General features: G+C 60.8%; 17 protein-coding genes and 1 pseudogene. 9 read left to right on the top strand and 9 right to left on the bottom strand.

What is annotated here, in order from left to right; translation table 11 throughout:
- The first annotated feature begins 5 nt into the window (after positions 1-5).
- From AC07ZE_RS11870 to AC07ZE_RS11855, 4 genes are all read left to right on the top strand, one after another.
- Positions 6-545: a MauE/DoxX family redox-associated membrane protein gene (locus AC07ZE_RS11870; RefSeq protein WP_207264727.1), complete on the top strand. Its 540-nt coding sequence runs from the start codon at positions 6-8 to the stop codon at positions 543-545.
- Positions 546-550: 5 nt separating this feature from the next.
- On the top strand, positions 551-1,171 hold the full coding sequence (gene mauD, locus AC07ZE_RS11865) for a methylamine dehydrogenase accessory protein MauD (protein WP_207264725.1): 621 nt from the start codon (positions 551-553) through the stop codon (positions 1,169-1,171).
- Positions 1,172-1,189: 18 nt separating this feature from the next.
- A complete protein-coding gene (locus tag AC07ZE_RS11860; protein ID WP_008062110.1) occupies positions 1,190-1,711 on the top strand; it encodes a methylamine dehydrogenase light chain in 522 nt (173 codons plus the stop codon).
- 72 nt (positions 1,712-1,783) lie between these two features.
- A complete protein-coding gene (locus AC07ZE_RS11855) occupies positions 1,784-2,305 on the top strand; it encodes a cytochrome C (RefSeq protein WP_207264722.1) in 522 nt (173 codons plus the stop codon).
- Here the strand turns inward: AC07ZE_RS11855 and mug are convergent.
- Together mug and AC07ZE_RS11845 are read right to left on the bottom strand one after the other, a co-directional pair.
- The gene (gene mug, locus AC07ZE_RS11850; RefSeq protein ID WP_207264720.1) at positions 2,299-2,808 is read right to left on the bottom strand and encodes a G/U mismatch-specific DNA glycosylase; all 510 of its coding nucleotides are present in this window, start codon (positions 2,806-2,808) and stop codon (positions 2,299-2,301) included. The genes AC07ZE_RS11855 and mug overlap by 7 nt on opposite strands.
- Positions 2,809-2,815: 7 nt before the next feature.
- Positions 2,816-3,442 (bottom strand): TetR/AcrR family transcriptional regulator, encoded by a 627-nt coding sequence (locus AC07ZE_RS11845; protein WP_207264718.1) that lies wholly within the window; start codon positions 3,440-3,442, stop codon positions 2,816-2,818.
- Between the two features lie 209 nt (positions 3,443-3,651).
- Between AC07ZE_RS11845 and AC07ZE_RS11840 the strand changes: the two genes are divergently transcribed.
- From AC07ZE_RS11840 to AC07ZE_RS11820, 5 genes are all read left to right on the top strand, one after another.
- Positions 3,652-4,770 carry an HlyD family secretion protein gene (locus AC07ZE_RS11840; protein ID WP_207264717.1) on the top strand — a complete coding sequence of 373 codons (1,119 nt, stop codon included), beginning with the start codon at positions 3,652-3,654 and terminating at the stop codon, positions 4,768-4,770.
- Entirely contained in the window at positions 4,770-6,254 is a 1,485-nt protein-coding gene (locus AC07ZE_RS11835; RefSeq protein WP_207264714.1) for a DHA2 family efflux MFS transporter permease subunit, read from the top strand. The genes AC07ZE_RS11840 and AC07ZE_RS11835 overlap by 1 nt, the downstream gene beginning before the upstream one ends.
- An 18-nt stretch (positions 6,255-6,272) precedes the next feature.
- Positions 6,273-7,745, top strand: a complete 1,473-nt coding sequence (locus tag AC07ZE_RS11830) for an efflux transporter outer membrane subunit (protein ID WP_207264704.1) — start codon at positions 6,273-6,275, stop codon at positions 7,743-7,745.
- 137 nt (positions 7,746-7,882) lie between these two features.
- Positions 7,883-8,833, top strand: a complete 951-nt coding sequence (locus tag AC07ZE_RS11825) for an aldo/keto reductase (protein WP_207264702.1) — start codon at positions 7,883-7,885, stop codon at positions 8,831-8,833.
- A gap of 108 nt (positions 8,834-8,941) precedes the next feature.
- Positions 8,942-9,889 (top strand): LysR family transcriptional regulator, encoded by a 948-nt coding sequence (locus AC07ZE_RS11820; RefSeq protein WP_207264692.1) that lies wholly within the window; start codon positions 8,942-8,944, stop codon positions 9,887-9,889.
- A gap of 40 nt (positions 9,890-9,929) precedes the next feature.
- Here AC07ZE_RS11820 and AC07ZE_RS11815 read toward each other — a convergent pair whose 3' ends face one another.
- The 7 genes and pseudogenes from AC07ZE_RS11815 to AC07ZE_RS11785 form a co-directional block, all read right to left on the bottom strand.
- Positions 9,930-10,202 (bottom strand): DUF2790 domain-containing protein, encoded by a 273-nt coding sequence (locus AC07ZE_RS11815; RefSeq protein ID WP_207264690.1) that lies wholly within the window; start codon positions 10,200-10,202, stop codon positions 9,930-9,932.
- Between the two features lie 228 nt (positions 10,203-10,430).
- The gene (locus tag AC07ZE_RS11810; protein ID WP_259331949.1) at positions 10,431-12,113 is read right to left on the bottom strand and encodes a BCCT family transporter; all 1,683 of its coding nucleotides are present in this window, start codon (positions 12,111-12,113) and stop codon (positions 10,431-10,433) included.
- A gap of 229 nt (positions 12,114-12,342) precedes the next feature.
- Positions 12,343-13,590 (bottom strand): MFS transporter, encoded by a 1,248-nt coding sequence (locus tag AC07ZE_RS11805; RefSeq protein ID WP_207264688.1) that lies wholly within the window; start codon positions 13,588-13,590, stop codon positions 12,343-12,345.
- A 69-nt stretch (positions 13,591-13,659) separates the two neighbouring features.
- A complete protein-coding gene (locus AC07ZE_RS11800; RefSeq protein WP_207264687.1) occupies positions 13,660-14,031 on the bottom strand; it encodes an ethanolamine utilization protein EutQ in 372 nt (123 codons plus the stop codon).
- Positions 14,028-15,356 carry an NAD(P)/FAD-dependent oxidoreductase gene (locus AC07ZE_RS11795; protein WP_207264685.1) on the bottom strand — a complete coding sequence of 443 codons (1,329 nt, stop codon included), beginning with the start codon at positions 15,354-15,356 and terminating at the stop codon, positions 14,028-14,030. Before AC07ZE_RS11795 ends, AC07ZE_RS11800 begins: the two co-directional genes overlap by 4 nt.
- A gap of 10 nt (positions 15,357-15,366) precedes the next feature.
- Positions 15,367-16,635 (bottom strand): FAD-dependent oxidoreductase, encoded by a 1,269-nt coding sequence (locus AC07ZE_RS11790; protein WP_259332020.1) that lies wholly within the window; start codon positions 16,633-16,635, stop codon positions 15,367-15,369.
- Positions 16,624-16,788: pseudogene (locus tag AC07ZE_RS11785) on the bottom strand (rubredoxin); the annotation flags it as partial. The gene AC07ZE_RS11790 and the pseudogene AC07ZE_RS11785, both read right to left, overlap by 12 nt.
- Position 16,789: the final 1 nt, after the last annotated feature.

The following is a 16,789-nucleotide window of genomic DNA, read 5'->3' as shown; positions in this document are numbered from 1 at the left end:
CGGCCATGCAATCAGATCCGATCTTCATCCTTGCCAGCGCCATCGCCATTGCGGTGCTGCTGGCCAGCGCCGCGACCCACAAGGTGCGGGCGCCGGCGCGCTTTCGCAAACAGCTTGCCGACTATCAACTGCTGCCCGAGGCGCTGGTGCGCCCGAGCGCGCGGTTGATCCCACTGCTGGAACTGGCCATCGCGTTCGCGTTGCTGGTGCCGGTCAGCCGGCACTGGGCGGCGTTGAGCGCGGCCAGCCTGTTGGCGCTGTACGCCGCCGCCATCGGCATCAACCTGTGGCGCGGCCGTCGCGACATCGACTGCGGTTGTGCAGGCCCCGACCAGGCGCAACCGCTGCGCCCGGTCCTGCTGCTGCGCAACAGCGTGCTGGTGGCCCTGGCGCTGCTGGCCAGTGTGGCGCCGATGGTCCGCGACATGACTGTGTTCGATGGCTTCGTGACCCTGGCTTCGGCCGCCGTCGCGCTGCTCATCTACGCCGCAGCCGATGGCCTGCTGGCGAACTCCCCTCTTCTGCTCAAATTGATTGGTAGGTAATCAAAATGGAAGGCTTGATCGTTTCCAACGTTCTGCTCTGGGTATTGCTGGTGGCCGTGGCGTTCGTCGTCATGGGCCTGGTCCGTCAGATCGGTGTGTTGCATGGCCGCCTGGCGCCGGCTGGCGCGCTGATGATGGACAAAGGCGTGGCTGTCAACGAAGCCGCACCGCAAGTGACCGCTGCCGACCGTAACGGTCGCCCGGTGAACTTCGGTTATGCCGGCGAGAAATCGCAACTGCTGTTCTTCCTCTCGCCAACTTGCCCGATCTGCAAGTCGCTGCTGCCGGCGATCAAATCCATCGCCAGGGAACAAGCCAATACCCTCGACGTGGTGTTCGTCAGCGACGGCGACATGGACGCCCAGCAAGCGCTGATCCGCGAACACAAACTGGAAGACGCCACTTACGTGGTCGGTCCGGAAGTGGGCATGACCTACCAGATCGGCAAGCTGCCGTACGCCGCGCTGATCGACAAGTCCGGCACCCTGCGCGCCAAAGGCCTGGTGAACTCCCGCGAGCACCTGGACAGCCTGTTCGAAGTCGAGCACCTCAAGCACGCCACGCTGCAGCAATACCTCAATGCGCAGCCCCACGACCACGACCACAGCCACGGCCATAGCCACTGATAAGGCAGGGAGACCTTCATGAAACTGCTGGATCTATTGTTCGAGCGCTCCTCGCGCCGTGTCGCCGACACGACTTCGCGCCGCAAACTGCTGGCCCGCATGGGCTCGCTGATCGTTGCCGGTGCCGCTCTTCCCGTGCTGCTGCCACTGGACCGTACCAGCAAGGCGCTGGCCGCCACTGACCCGAAAGCCGGCGACCCCGGTGATCCGAACAGCTGCGACTACTGGCGCTACTGCTCCATCGACGGGTTTCTGTGCAGCTGCTGCGGTGGCTCGGTGACCTCCTGCCCACCGGGTACCGAGGCCTCGCAAGTCACCTGGATCGGCACCTGCCGCAACCCGGCCGACGGCAAGGACTACATCATTTCGTACAACGACTGCTGCGGTAAACAAAGCTGCGCCCAGTGCGCCTGCACCCGAAACGACAGCGAAGAACCGGCCTACCGCCCGTTCAACAACAACGATGTGAACTGGTGCCTGGCCGCCAAATCGCACATCTATCACTGCACCGTTTCGATCATTCGTGGCGTAGCGGTTTAACGCGCGTTTCCGCCGGTTGCCCAGGCAATCGGCGGTTTTTTCTTTGTGTAGGATCGCCAGCAGAGGTTTTTTATGCGCAGGTTGCTGATTGTTGGTCTTGTCTGCCTCTTGACCACCCCACTCGCTCAAGCCCGGGCCATTCCCAACCCCAACCAGGGTCATGCACCCGGCAACGAAGCCCCGCAAAAAGCCATCAGCGATGCCGGCTACAGCGTTGGCGTGAATTACCAGTTGCAATGCGCCGGTTGCCATTTGGGCGACGGCACGGGTTCGGCGGCCAACGACACGCCGAGGATGAAGGGCTTTGTCGGCAATTTTCTGAAAGTCCCTGGCGGCCGCGAATTCCTGGTGCGCGTGCCGGGCATGTCGCAATCGGCGCTGAACAATGCGCAGCTGGCGGACCTGCTCAACTGGCTGATGCGCGAAGACGGCATGGCGGGTGCGAGCATGCCTGCGCATTACCAGCCCTACAGCGCCGAAGAAGTCGCGGCACTGCGCGCCGAAACCATGCTCAACCTGCCCGGCACCCGCGCCGATTTGATCAAGGCCATGCGTGCACAAGGCATCGCCATCGACGACGGCATGAACTACTGAGCGATCGTCAACCTGAGTTGGCGGTACGCATCCACCAGTTGATCAAGGGTAAAGGCGCGATTGCGTCCGCTCGGGTTGGGCAGGACCCACACCGCGGCATGGCCGAAAGTCCTGGCCTGTAATCCCCACGCCACATCGCGCTGCCCCGACAGTGCCGCATACGCTGCCTTGCCAAGAAACCCCACAAAGCGTGGCGCATGACGGGCGATCTTGCCTTCGAACTCCGCTGCCGCTGCGATGAATTCATGTTGCGACAGTTGGTCGGCCCGCGCCGTTGGCCGCTCCACCACGGTGGTCAGGCCGCACTGATATTGCAGGATCGTCCGGTCCTGTTCCGGGCGCAGTTCCTCCGGGGTGAATCCGGCCAGATGCAAGGTGCGCCAGAAACGATTGCCCCGCCCCGCAAAATGATGCCCTTGGGCGGCGGCCATCACCCCTGGATTGATCCCGCAAAAAACCACCGCAAGCCGTTCAGCCAGAATGTCTTCGAGTCCCTCGCTCACATCGACCTCAGCCGCCGCAGATCACGTTGACCGCGTTGCGCGCAAGCCCGGTCAACTCGTCCCTGGATTTGCCCGCCCGCGCACGGATCGAGATGCTGTGCAGCAGGGATGAGGCGAGTACCGCCAGCGCCGGCGCGTCAACGTCGCCTTTTAACTCGCCGGTTTCGATGGCCGTGCGCAGGCGCACTTCCAGATCGGCATCAAGCCGGCTGAGCCGGTCTGACAGCACTTCGCGTATCTGCGGATCCTCGACCGCCTCGGTGGTCGCGGTGCCAATGGCAAAGCAGCCGCGCGGCTGGCCTTGGCCCGAAAAGTAAATCGCCAACTGCCCCTCATAGAAACGCATCAATGCGTCACGCAGTGATAACTCGGTATCGGTCAGCGCGGCCTGCATGTCGGCGGCGGCCGTTTCCCAGTACTGCTCGAGCGCCTTGATGTACAGCGCGTGTTTGTCGCCGAAGGCCGCATAGAGGCTGGGGCGGTTCATGCCGGCCGCCGTGGCGATGCTGTCCAGGGAAGCGCCGGAATAGCCGGTGCTCCAGAACACATCCAGCGCTTGGCGCAATGCAGTCTGCGGGTCGTAGGCGCGAGGCCGGCCGCGGCCTTTGCCTTCTGTCGTTTTATTTTGTGCCATGTCGTACAAAATCCTTGTGGGAAGGTGGGCGCGTGGATATTCTTACATCATCGCACAAAATTAAGGAACCAGAAGTTCCTGCCTTTCACGTTTGTTGTAGCGAAGCTCGAACCGGGTATTGCAGCGACGAAACAGGTGCGGCGGAGCCACCCTCCCCACCGCACGCGGGTTTGCTTTCTCATGGCAATTATTCGGTTTGAGGTGTGTTCATGACCCAGCAGTTCGATATCCCGGCTACGCAGACCTTCGAGCACCCAGAGCGGATCAAGAAACCGCTCAGGGACACACTGCGCCCTTGGCTGATGGTGGGCGTACCTGCCCTGTTCGCTGTCATCAGCTATGCCAAATACGTGGCGGGCGAGCCCTTCGTCACCACTGATAACGCCTACGCCCGGGTGGCCAAGGCGTCGATCAATGCACGGATTTCCGGGCAGGTGGTGGAAATCGCCGTCGAGGACAATCAGCCGGTGCACAAGGGCGATGTGCTGTTTCGCATCGACCCCAAGCCGTTGCAGATCGCCATCGACCGTGCCCAGGCGCAGTTGAGCGTCGCGCGGCTGCGCATCGATGGCCTCAAGGCCAGCTACCGCCAGCAGCAGGCTGAGTTGCAATCGGCCAAAGAGTCGGCGGACTTCGACCAGAAGGAATTCGCTCGCAAGAAAGCACTGGTGGCGACCGAGTTCGTTTCCCGGGCCATTTACGAGCGCGCGGAGAACGACCTGAAGATTTCACGGCAGCGCATCGCGTCCATCGAACAACAGATCGCCAGCACCGTAGTGGCTTTGAATGGCAACCCGAGCATCGAAGCCGACAGCCACCCGACAGTGCGTGAGGCCAAGGCGCAGCTGGACGAGACGCAGCTGTACCTGTCGTACGCCACGGTCTATGCACCAGCCGACGGCATCGTCGCCAAGGTCGACGATCTGCAGGTGGGCAACTACCTCAACAACGGCGCGCCAGCCTTTGCGCTGATCTCCGATCACGAGATCTGGGTCGAGGCCAACTTCCGCGAAACCCAGGTGACGCATATGCGCCCGGGCCAGGAAGCGACCATCAGCATCGACACGTACCCGGATCGTGTGTTCAAGGCCCACGTCACCAGCATGAGCCCCGGCGCCGGTTCGGACTTCGCCCTGCTGCCGCCGGAAAATGCCACCGGCAACTGGGTCAAGGTGGTTCAGCGGGTACCGGTGCGTCTCGAACTGGATGAACCGGACCCTGCCCTGCCGCTGTTTTCGGGTACCAGCGCCACCGTGAAAGTCGACACCGGCCACCGCACGCCCTGGTGGAGCCCGCTCAAATCGCTGTTGACCGCAGGTAATGGCTGATGAACGCCAAGACTGATGGAGCCGCAGGCTCGCTGAGGTTCGCCGTGCTGCTGGCGACCTACATGCAATCGGCGAACCTGCCGTTGCCCAATGCGGTGCTCAGGTTGATTCAAGGCAGTCTGTCGATGACTGACGACCAGGCCGGCTGGATCTTCACCGCGTACCTGGCGGCCAGCGCCATCACGATGCCGATTGCCCAGTGGCTCGCCGCGCGCTTTGGCGTGAAGCGGGTTTATCAGGCCGCGCTGGCGGTTTTCGTGTTCGGCCTGCTGCTCGGGACGGCGTCAACGGCGCCGCTGGAATTCATCGGCGCACGGATCATCCAGGGCCTGGCCAGTGGTGTGTTGGCGCCGCTTTCGATGGGGATTGCCCTGGAGACCCTGGCACCTGAAAAGCGCATGAAATTTGGCGCAACCTGGACGGCGATCGTGCTCCTGGGCATTGCTACCGGCCCGAGTATCGGTGGCTGGATCGCCGAGCATTTCGACTGGCGGCCGATCTTCTACATCAGCCTGCCGTTGTCGGCGTACATCTTCATGGTGATTGCGCTGCTGCTGGCCGAGAAAAAAGCCGAGAAAGCACCGCCCTTCGATTTCTTTGGTTTCGGCAGCTTCACCCTGGCGATGATCAGCCTGCAAATGCTGCTCGACCGAGGCGAACGCATGGACTGGTTCGACTCGCCCGAAATCTGGATCGAGGCACTGGCCAGTGGGCTGGGGTTGTATCTGTTCATCGTGCATGTGCTGACCAGAAAGGTGCATTTCTTCAACAAGCTCCTGTTCGCTGATCGCAACTTCGTGCTGTCGACGCTGATCTTTTTCGCCATCGGTTTCGTGCTGCTGTCGACCATGGCGCTGACGTCGCCAATGCTCGATGAAATTCTCGGTTATCCGCCTGACACCACCGGCGCCCTGACCCTGCCGCGCGGCGCGGGACTGGTCGGAGCGTTCCTGCTGACAGGACGACTTCCCGAGCGTTTCGACCGCCGGCTGTTCGTGGCCATCGGCGTCACCCTGGTGATCTATGCCAACTGGCTGATGCTCGACTATTCACCGCTGATGGACTGGCCGCCGGTCGCGGTGGCCGGCGCGATCCAGGGTGTCGGCATCGGCATGTCGATGGCGGCCCTGGCCAAGGTGGCGTTCAGCACCCTCGCCCCCACGCTGCGTCCGGAAGGCACCGGCGTTTTCAATCTGTTGCGTGTGTATGGCAGCACCCTGGGCGTGGCGATTGTGCAGATCTACTTCTTCAACAACACCCAGGCGATGCACCTGGCGATGGCCAGCCATGTGACGCCCTTTCGCGCCGCCGCGCATTTCGGTACGGCGTCGCTGCCCTTGCCGGCACTTGAAGGGCTGAACCACCTGATCACTCACCAGGCCGCGTTCATCGCTGTTGTCGACCAGTTCAAGATTCTGCTGGTGGCGATGCTGGTGGTGAGCCCGCTGGTTGTCTTTCTTCGCAAACCCGCTGCGTCCCAATAGCTTTGTGGAGTGTGCCCAATGAAATCCAGTCATCCGTTCCAATCGCCATTCCCGGCGAAGCTCAGCGCACTCTCGGTGCTGGTGTTCCTGTCCGCCTGTACCGTCGGCCCTGACTTCAAGACCCCGGCCGATAGCCCGTCGCAACACTATGACCAACAGGCCGAGCAGCGTCTTGGCCAGGACGGCGAGCAGCGCATCGAACCGGGCAGGAAAGTCAGCGGCCACTGGTGGTCGGCCTTTCGCTCGCCCAAGCTCGACCAGTTGGTACGCCGTGCCATCGACGGCAACCTTGAGTTGGTCGCCGCCGACGCCACCATTCGCCAGGCGTCCGCCTCCGTGGCCACCGCAGAAGGTGCGCTGTATCCGCAGGTCGACTTCGGCGCAACGGCCGGTCGCCAACGGCTGCACAACGCCAAGGCGCCAGCGGCCGACAACTTCTATGCGATCGGGCCACGGGTCGGTTTCGACCTGGATGTGTTCGGTGGCAACAAGCGGTTGGTCGAACAGCAGCAAGCGTTCGCCGATCTGCAAAAGCGTCGTTACGACGCGGCGTACCTGAAGCTGACCAGCGATGTGGCCAGCCAGGCCTTGCTGGTTGCGTCGGCCAATGCGCAAATTCAGGCCGTGGAAAAACTGCTGGCCAATGACAGCAAAAACCTCGAACTGGTGCGCGCCGCGCATATCAACGGCAGCACCACGCAGGTCGATGTGTCGCTGGCCGAAACGCGGCTGGCCCAGGACCGCACCCTGTTGCCACCCCTGGCCCAGCAGCGTGATGCCGCACGTCATGCGCTGTCGATTCTGACCGGCAAAGGCCCGGCCGACTGGATCCCTCCGCCGTTCGACCTGGCTGACTTCACCCTGCCGGCCAGTGTGCCCGTGAGTTTGCCATCCGAGATGGCCCGCGCCCGACCGGACGTGCAGCAAGCCGAGGCCGAGTTGCATATCGCCAGCGCCGCCGTGGGCGTAGCGACCGCCAATCTTTATCCGAAGGTGACGTTGTCCGCGTCTCTGGCCCAGGCCGCTTCCGGTAATGGCGGTGCGGCACTCTGGGGTTTCGCAGCGGGGATTGCCGGGCCGATCTTCAATGGCGGCACGCTCAAGGCTGAACGCCAGGCCGCCGTGGAGGGTTACAACGCGACGCTCGCCAGCTACCAACAAACGGTTATCAGCTCGTTCGGCCAGGTCGCCGACACGCTGCAGGCGATCAACCATGACGCCGAACAATACCGGGCGCAGGACGACGCGTTGCGCGCCGCCGAAACCAGCTTTCGCTTGAACCAGCAAGCCTACGCCCAGGGCGAGAACAGCATCCTCCAGATGCTGGAGGCGGAACGTGCCTATGAGCAGGCCTTGCTGGGGCATATCCGGGCGAAAACGGCGCAGTACCTGGACACGGTGCAGTTGTTTGTGGCGCTGGGCGGGAATTGCGCGGGTGTGTTTGAGCAGCGCGTTGCCAGCAGTGAAACAGGCAGCACGTCATACCAATGAACGCAAAAAAACGTTCAGACGAACAAGAAACCTGTGGCGAGGGGACTCATCCCCTCGCCACAGGTTAATCAAAAACCAATTTATGAAAGACCACGTCCGCGCTCGCGGTGGTGGCCCCCTGAGAGTGGAGTCAATTCATGTCTTACGAAGCCTTTCACGATGACCTTCGCGATACCGCCTTTGCCCTGAACAACGGTGCAGGAAAGATGCCCGCCGCGGGTTTTGGCACTCTGTTCAAAGACCTCAGTGTCACCACCCAGGCAATCACCCACGCCCTGGAAGCCGGGTTCCGGCATTTCGATTGCGCCGAGCGTTATCGCAATGAGGAAATGGTCGGCGTTGCCCTGCACGCCTTCATGGACGCCGGCAAGGCGCGGCGCGAGGACTTGTTCATCACCACCAAACTGTGGAACACCAACCATCGCCCGGAGCGGGTGGTGCCGGCCTTTGAAGCCAGTTGCCGCCGGCTTCAGGTGGACTACATCGACTGCTATCTGATCCACACGCCATTCGCCTTTCAAGCCGGTGACGATCAGGATCCCCGAGATGTTTTTGGCCATGTCCTCTATGACTCGGGCGTGACCCTGATCGACACCTGGCGGGCACTTGAGTCTCTGGTGGATGAAGGTCGCTGCAAGTCCATCGGCTTGTCTGACATCACCCTGCAAGCGCTGAAAGAGATCGTGGCTGTGGCGCGGATCAAACCCGCCGTGGTGCAAGTCGAATCCCACCCTTACCTGCCGGAATGGGAACTGCTCGAGTTTTGCCAACAGCACGGGATCATCGTTCTGGCCTTTGCCCCCCTCGGCCATGGCATGGAGCCGAACGTGCTGGAAGAACCGGTGATCACCGGTATCGCCCAGCGCTTGCACAAGACCCCGGCACAAGTGGCCCTGGCCTGGGCGGTGCAACGTGGCGTGGCGTTCCTGACTACTTCGGCCACCCTGAGCCACATTCAGGAAAACCGCGACATTTCGACCCTGCCCCACCGGGCCATGCATGAAATCCGCCAGGACATTACTACCCGGGTTCGCTTCAACTCGGTGGTTGAAACCGGTGTCCCGGGGTTCATTGCCCGGCAAAACTGACACCTGATAGCGGAGCGGCTCTTCACACAGCCGCTCTTTTCTTGGCCTGATCCATCATTGTGCCGACCAGCCCCTATAATTTTTGACTTCCCCTCTGAGGTGACACCGATGGATGTTTTCCAGACCATGCGTTTCTTCATGGCGGTCGCCCAGAGCGGCAGCTTCACGGCAGCGGCCCAGCTGTTGGACACCACCACGACCAACGTGTCCAAAGCCGTGTCGAGCCTGGAGGCCAGGTTGCAGACACGCTTGATCAATCGCACGACCCGGCGCCTGGCATTGACCGAGGCCGGCATGCGTTATCTGCAGCGCTGCGAGAAGATTCTGCAAGAGGTACGCGACGCGGAAGAGGAAGCGGGCACGGCACAGATCAACCCCGTTGGCCGCTTGAAGATTCACGCGATGTCGGCCATTGGCAATCACTACGTGATCGATGCCATCGCCAAATACCGCGAGACGCATCCGTCAGTGTTGTTTGATCTGACCTTGACCAATCGGCTGCCCGACCTGCTGGAGGAAGGCTATGATATGTCGATCGTGCTGGCGCGGGACCTGCCCGACTCGGGATTTGTCGCCCAGCGGCTGGGTATCACCTATAGCATTCTCTGCGCCTCGCCGGCGTACCTGAAAAAACGCGGAACACCCGACACGCCGGGTTCGCTGGGTGCGCACGATTGCCTGAGAATCGTCCACACGGTCATGCCGGTTCAGCACTGGGTCTTTGAAGGACCCGAAGGCGTGGAGACCGTCAACACCCCGGAGTCGCCGTTTCACGTCAACACCGCCGATGCCATGACCGTCGCCATCACCCGTGGCATGGGCATCGGCATCCAGCCGGTGGCGTCTGCCGTGGCCGGGCTCAAGGCAGGCACTCTGGTGCGAGTACTGCCCGAGTACCATTTTGAAGAGTTGAATCTGTTTGCCATCTACCCTTCACGAAAATTCGTCGATGCAAAAATAAAAACCTGGGTGGAGTTTTTGAAGGACTACATTCCCGGGTTGTTGGCTGCCGATGAAAAAATCGCCCGCACGTCGTTCAACGCCAAAAACGCCTGAGTCCGGATGGAGTGTCGACCCTCCACCGCCCGCACAGCACTCAACCGTTCGAACAACCGCTGCCCATGACTTGATACTGCAGGACATGGCGTTGCCCTTGCGAGTCTTCATAGGTCATTTGCGCTGGCACCGGGCCGCATTCGTTCGGTACATCGCTGAGGGCGATGACCTTCTTGATGTCCAGTTTCGAACCGTAGGTATAGGTCTCGACCGCCGGCTTGCCGGCTTGCGCCCTGGCATGGCTTTCTTCGGCAAAGGCCTGCGCGCCTAGGCAAGCGAGCGCGAGAAAAATTGCGATTTTTGAGATGTTCATGAGAGTCACCGTCTCGTTCAAGTGTGTTGGCTTGGGCCTTGTGAACCCTTGGCATGGGTTCATTCGGTAGAGACGATGCTAGGGCTTTGACCCGATGCAAAACAGCGCTGGGCGGGACAAACACTGTTGTCAAAATGAAGAGGAATGGACCTGCATTTTTTGCCGATGCACTCTGTCCACTTGTGGGAGCCTGTTCGCTCCCACAAGTGACATGGCTACAGCTGTTGATCAATAAGCCTGAGCCGCAGCAAGCGAACCCGCCTTGTTTACAACCGATTCCACTTCACGACGCTCAACCTGCTCCGGCAAATCACCCACCGCCGGCGTCCTCGCAGGAACCGCCGGCATCTCCTTGCGCAAGCTATGAATCAGCGTGTAAGACATCACCAGCAGCAACATGGCAATCGGCAGACCCGCCGCGATGCTCGCCATCTGAATGGCTTTCAATCCACCGGCCAGCAACAACCCCGCCGCAATGGCACCTTCCAGAATGCACCAGAGCAATCTGATCCAGTTGGGTGGATTGGTGCTGCCCAGCGCACACAGGGTGCACAACACTTGGGTTCCGGCGTCCGCCGTGGTGACAAAGTGCACCCCGAGCAACACGCAGACCAGGATCGACAACGCGGCGCCAATGGCCTGGCCATCGAGCGATTGCAGCAAGGTGAACATGGCCGCGGTGGTTTCTTTCTTGGTGGCGAGCAGTACCGTGCCGCCTTCGAACTTCGGTTGTTCTTGAGTCACCACTTGAGCCGCAACGGACGCCTGGTAAGCCTGCTTGTCCGTTTGCTCATTCTTCAGCGCCGCGCCACCGAACACCGACATCCACAGAATCGTCACCATCGTCGGCACCAGCAGTGCACCGACCACCAGCTCCCGAATGGTCCGGCCTTTGGAGATTCGTGCAATGAACAAACCGACGAAAGGCCCCCATGTCATCCACCATGGCCAGTAGAACGCCGTCCACCAGTTTTGCCATTGGGTGTCCTTCTGCGTGTCCATCCAGAAACTCAAGCCGACAATGTTTTGCACATAGTCGCCCGTGGATTCAAACATCAGGTTCAGAATGTAGCGGGTTGGACCAATGGCAAGTACCGCCAGCATCAATATGAAAGACAGGTACATATTAAGCGTGGAGATACGCTTCATGCCTTTTGACAGTCCGGCCAAGAGCGATATACAGGCAACAATACTGACAAACAGGATGATGGATAACTGCAATCCGACACTGACCGGAATACCGAAAACTTGATGCAGTCCGGTATTAATCTGCACGACGCCAAGACCCAGCGACTGGGAAACACCAAAGGCGGTAATGACAACGCCCATGATATCGACGACATGACCGATCCATCCATAAATACGATCGCCAATCAGTGGGTAAAGCAGTGAACGGAGCGCCAGCGGCAAGCCTTTACGGTAGGCAAAATAGGCCAGGCTCAGGCCGATCATGGAGAAAATGGCCCAGGGGTGCAGGCCCCAATGGAACAGCGTGATACGCATGGCCATGGTCGCCGATTCATCGGTCAACCCCTTGGAAAACGGGTTATCCGCGTAGTGCAGCATCGGTTCGGCGACGGACCAGAAAATCAGGCCGATGCCCATGCCCGCACTGAACAGCATCGCAATCCATGAGGCGAAGCTGAACTCGGGCCGATCATGTTCGCCGCCCAGTTTCAACGTGCCGAAACGGCTGATGGAGATATAAAGCAACAGGCCAAGCACACCACTGATCAGCGCGATGTAATACCACTTGAAGTTATGCAGAATAAACACCGAAGCCATCTCAAAGGCCTTGGCTGCCTGCTCATCTTTAAATGCACAAAATAGAACGAATAGGATCACCGCTAATATGGAAGCCACGGTCACATTCGGATTAAGGCCTTTCAACATGCCGGATTGCGCACGCATTGTTTTCCCCTTTTGTTTTTGTTTAAGGGTGTAGATAGTGTTCCGCAGGATGTTTATCGCCCGGCATCGATTGACGCCGGAACGCTTTATCCGCAGGTTAATTCCGGTCTATCTCGGTTTTGGCAGCATTGCCAAGATGATTGAAACCAAACCACCGTTCAAACCATATTTAGTCACCGACTCATGAGAAAAACGCATCAATAAAATAGCCTGCAAAGAGCGCACAATTTCACCGCTTCAAATCGCATTCACCCACGGCGTCGCCAACGGTCACCAGGTTAGAACTGGCAATCCCGTTGGGCGTCACCGGGTGATGCAGCGGTGCATCCTTTTGCAGATGCTTGCCAGTGATTTTTTTCTGGCCCACGAACAGTGCGAGCAGCAAGGCACTGCCGGCATAGAAAAAGTAAAAACTCGATGCCCCCAGGTATTCCATCAGCGCACCCGCGATCAACGGCCCGAAACAGGCGCCGACGCCAAACGTGATCAACAGCATGCCCGAGAGCGAGACACGCAACGGCGGCTCCATATTGTCATTGGCCAACGCCACCCCTAACGGGTACAGGCAGAACTGCAAGAAGCCGATGCCCGCGCCGAACCACAGCAAGGTGGCGAACGAAGGGCTTTGATTGAACGCCAGCGGCAGGCTGATGAGGATCAGCAACACCGCAACCGCGCGGATCAGGCTCGCACGGGGCAATCGATCCGACAGCCAGCCCAACGGCAATTGGGCCAACAGCCCGGCGCCGATGGTCAAGGCCATGAACTGACCGACCTGCGCCGTTCCCAACCCCTGCTTGCTGGCATAGATCGCGGCCAGTCCGTAGAAGCTTCCATTGATCATCCCGGACACCAGGATGGTCACCAGCGACTGCGGAATCCGTCGCAGGAACAATCGCAGGTCAATGGACGCCGCCGGCACCACCGTCGGATGCGCGCTACGGGTCAGTGCCACGGGCACTGAACACAAGGCAAACACCATCGCCACACCCAGCAACGCACGGATGCCCAATCCTTCATCAAGACTCAAGGCCAATTGACCGAGCATCATGCCGACGTAACTGGCGACCATATACAACGCCAGGACACTGCCGCGCTGTTCGGTCCTGGCCTGGTCGTTGAGCCAGCTTTCGATCACCATCAATTGACACATCATCGCCAGCCCGACGAGCGCGCGCAGCACCAGCCAAAAAGGCAATGACGCGCTGAATTCGTGGGCCAATACCGCCGCCGCAATGATGCCGGCACAGGCCGCGTAGGTTCGAATGTGCCCCACCTGCGCGATCAGGCTGCGTCCGACCCATCCACCCAGCACCATGCCCAGGGCATTGGCGGCCATCAACGCACCGCCCGCGGTTTCGGCCGCTCCCGACCCATTCAGGCGCAGCGCCAGGTAAGTCATCAGCAACGTCGATCCCAGCTGCATCAACAGGCTGGCCAAATAGAGCGCGCCGAACATCTTCGTCAGTCCAAACACGGTGCTGATTCCCGCAAAAATGAGATCGCGAAACCCGTGGCCTGCAACCTCAGGCCACGGTCAGATGAATCAAGTCAAACCGTGGAGCTGCTTCCAGTTTCCCGGATGCACCACGTAGCCGAACAAGGCATGCCCGCCGTACACCAACTCGGTTCCTTCGGGAATCCACAGCAACTGCCCGGGTGTGACCTGGAAAAGCTCGTCCCCGACCTGCAGTTCAAAGCAGCCCTCGATGACGAAAATCACCTCGTCATACAGCACCGTCCAGGCCACTTGCGCGCCCTCCCAACGGGCAAAACCCACGCCGATGTGCGGCGAGATTTCATTGCTCAGGGCACGGGCGACCCAGGCGGCACCAGGCGGACCGCCACGGAAGGTAAAATCCAGGTCCTGATGATCGATGCGCAACACCCGGCTTTTGACTTTCTCGGGTGTGCTCATAACTCGCTCCGGCTGTTCCACGCGGCCAGGCGAATACGGGACCGAACACCCAGGCCGAGGAACGGCTCAGGCGGGTTGAGCGAGGGCATGCCGGTCACGGCGCGGATGTCGTTCAACTGCGAGGAATCGGCTCCCACGGCAAGATCCGCCAGCAAGGTACCGGAGATGGTGCCCCAGGCCGCACCGACACCGTTGTCGCACGCAGAGGCGTGCACGCCCGGCTCCAGCTCGCCGAAGAAGTTGGTGAAGTTGCGCGAGATCGCGTAGACCCCGCCCCAGGTGTGGCTGAACGGCACGTCGGCCAGTTGCGGGAAGCGCGCCTGGAAGGCCTTGCGATGCGAATCGCGCACTGTCGAGCGCATGCCATCGCTCGTGCTTCGGCCATACTTGGGCACGTGCTTGTAGGTGTTACGGATGATCAAGCGGCGATCCTGGGTCATGCGCACTGTCGTACCGGCGTGGTCCGCTGGCGTCAGGCCCCAGTCCAATTGACCGCCGTAGGTAGCCAGTTCGGCATCGGTCAGCGGACGGGTCCAACTGGCGAAGGTCATCACCGGCAACAGGCGATTGCGCAGATAGCCAAATTCCTGGGTGAAGATGCTGGTGCCCAGCAACAGTTGCGGCGTGCGGATCACACCGTTGGTGCCATGCAAAATCCAGCCACCCCGACCGTCGCGTTCCAGACGCTGGATAGGCGACTCTTGCAGCAACTCGACATTGCCCGGCAACGTGCGCGCCAGGCCGGTGACCAGCGCGGCAGGTTGCATCAGGTAACAGCCTGGCGTGTAGATCGCGCCGCTGTAATGCTGGGTGCCCAGTACACCGGCCAGCTCTTTTGAGTCGACCCGGCGAAAGGGTTCGCCCAGGTCACTCATCAGCCGTTCGAAATGATCCAGATACGCCAGGCCACGCGGGCCCACCGCACCTTGATATTTACCGGCATGGGACCATTGGCACTCGATGCCATGGGTTTGCACCAGGCCCTGCAACTGTGAAATGGCCGAACGGTTGAGCGACAGCAAACGTTGCTTGTGTGCCGGGTCCGGATGCTCCAGGGCGAACTTGTGGGGCAAGTCGATCACGAACCCCGAGTTGCGCCCCGAGGCACCCTGAGCGACCCGTTGCGCATCCACCAGCAGGATGCGCGCTTGCGGGTGATGCTCGGCCAGTCGACGGGCCGCGGCCAGGCCGGCAAAGCCCGCCCCCACTACCGCAAAATCTGCACGCTGTTCGCCGGACAGGCGCTTGCACGCCGGCTGCTCGGGCAATGCTGCGTACCAGCCGCAGCTCGCATCGTCATAAGGCAAATTGATCGAATTTTTCATGGTTCCAGCCTCAGGCGACAGCCTGCTGAGAGTTCTGACAGGACTGCAGCAATGCGCTGCGCTGCGTTTGCGCCTGGCGACCGAGCAGGACAAAGCCATTGAGTCGGCCCTCGGCGTCATAGAATCCGGCGCTCATACCGTCTGGCGTCGGCGTGCATCGCCATTGCCCTTCACCGGCCATCGCCGGCGCCAACAGACACAGCGGCACGGCCGGGGTTTTCACCGTCACCGGCATCAACGGGTAGTGGACGTCGGTGGGCTGGCCGAGCAAGGTTTTGCTCAGTGCCTGAATGCCCTGGTTGATCGGCGCCAGATAAGGCAGCAACTGGCCGTCGATCTCGATGCAATCGCCCAAGGCGTATATACCCGGTGCCGAGGTTTGCAGCCGGGCATTGACTTGAATGCCGCGACCGACGGCCAGGCCAGCGTTTTTCGCCAGGCTTAGATCAGGACGCAGCCCAACCGCCGACAACACCAGATCAGCCTCAAGGGTTTGGCCACCCGCCAGTTTTAGCGCATAGCCCTGTCCGCTCGCTTCGATGGCCTCGACGGTGTTTTGCAGATGCCACTTCACCCCCAAGTCACCCAGTGCGTTTTGCAGGACCTGCCCCGCTTCGGCGGGCAACAAACGCTCCATCGGCCAGCGACCCAGGCCGATGACATCCACGCTGAAACCGTTGTGGGCCAAGTCATTGGCAAATTCGCACCCGATCAGGCCATCACCCAGAATCGCCACACGCTGCACGCCGGTCAGACGCTCACGAAAGCCGTGGTAATCCTGCAGGTTATTGACGCTGAGCATGGCCGCCGTGTCGCCCTTGATCGACAGGCGGATAGGTTGGGCACCGCTGGCGAGGACCAGCTGGCCGTACTCCATCTCGCCGAAGCTGGTGCGTAAGCGTCGCTTCGCGCTGTCGATGCCCAGCACCTTGCAGTGCGGATAAACGCGGATGTTCAGCCGCTGTTCGATCGCCAGTGGTGATTCGCCGGACAACGCCTCGGCACTTTTGCCCTGGGATAAACCAATCGACAGCGCCGGTTTCGAGTACAGGTGCCCGGACTCCTGGGTCAACACGCGGATCTCGACCTCGGCGTCTGCCTTGCGCAATGCCTGGGCCAGGCCATAACCGGCATAGCCGCTGCCGATGATGACGATCGGCTGGCGTGGCGCCGCTGCAACAACGGGGGCGACAACAGGCAATGCAACCGAAGGCGGTGGCGCGCTGATCGGGACGCTGGCAGCCGCAGCCGCCTCCGTGTACTCGCTGATATCGAGCATCTCGAAATCAGCCTTGCCGACGTGGCATTCCGGGCAAACCCAGTCCTGTGGAACATCTTCCCAGCGCGTACCGGCGAGGATGCCATCCTCGGGCCAGCCCAGCGCCTCGTCGTAAATCAGACCGCAGACAATGCACAGCCAAGTCTTGAACATG

Source organism: Pseudomonas sp. GW101-3H06, from assembly GCF_059424605.1.
Note: the sequence above shows the minus strand (reverse complement) of the source record. Positions and strands in the feature narration are given on the sequence as shown.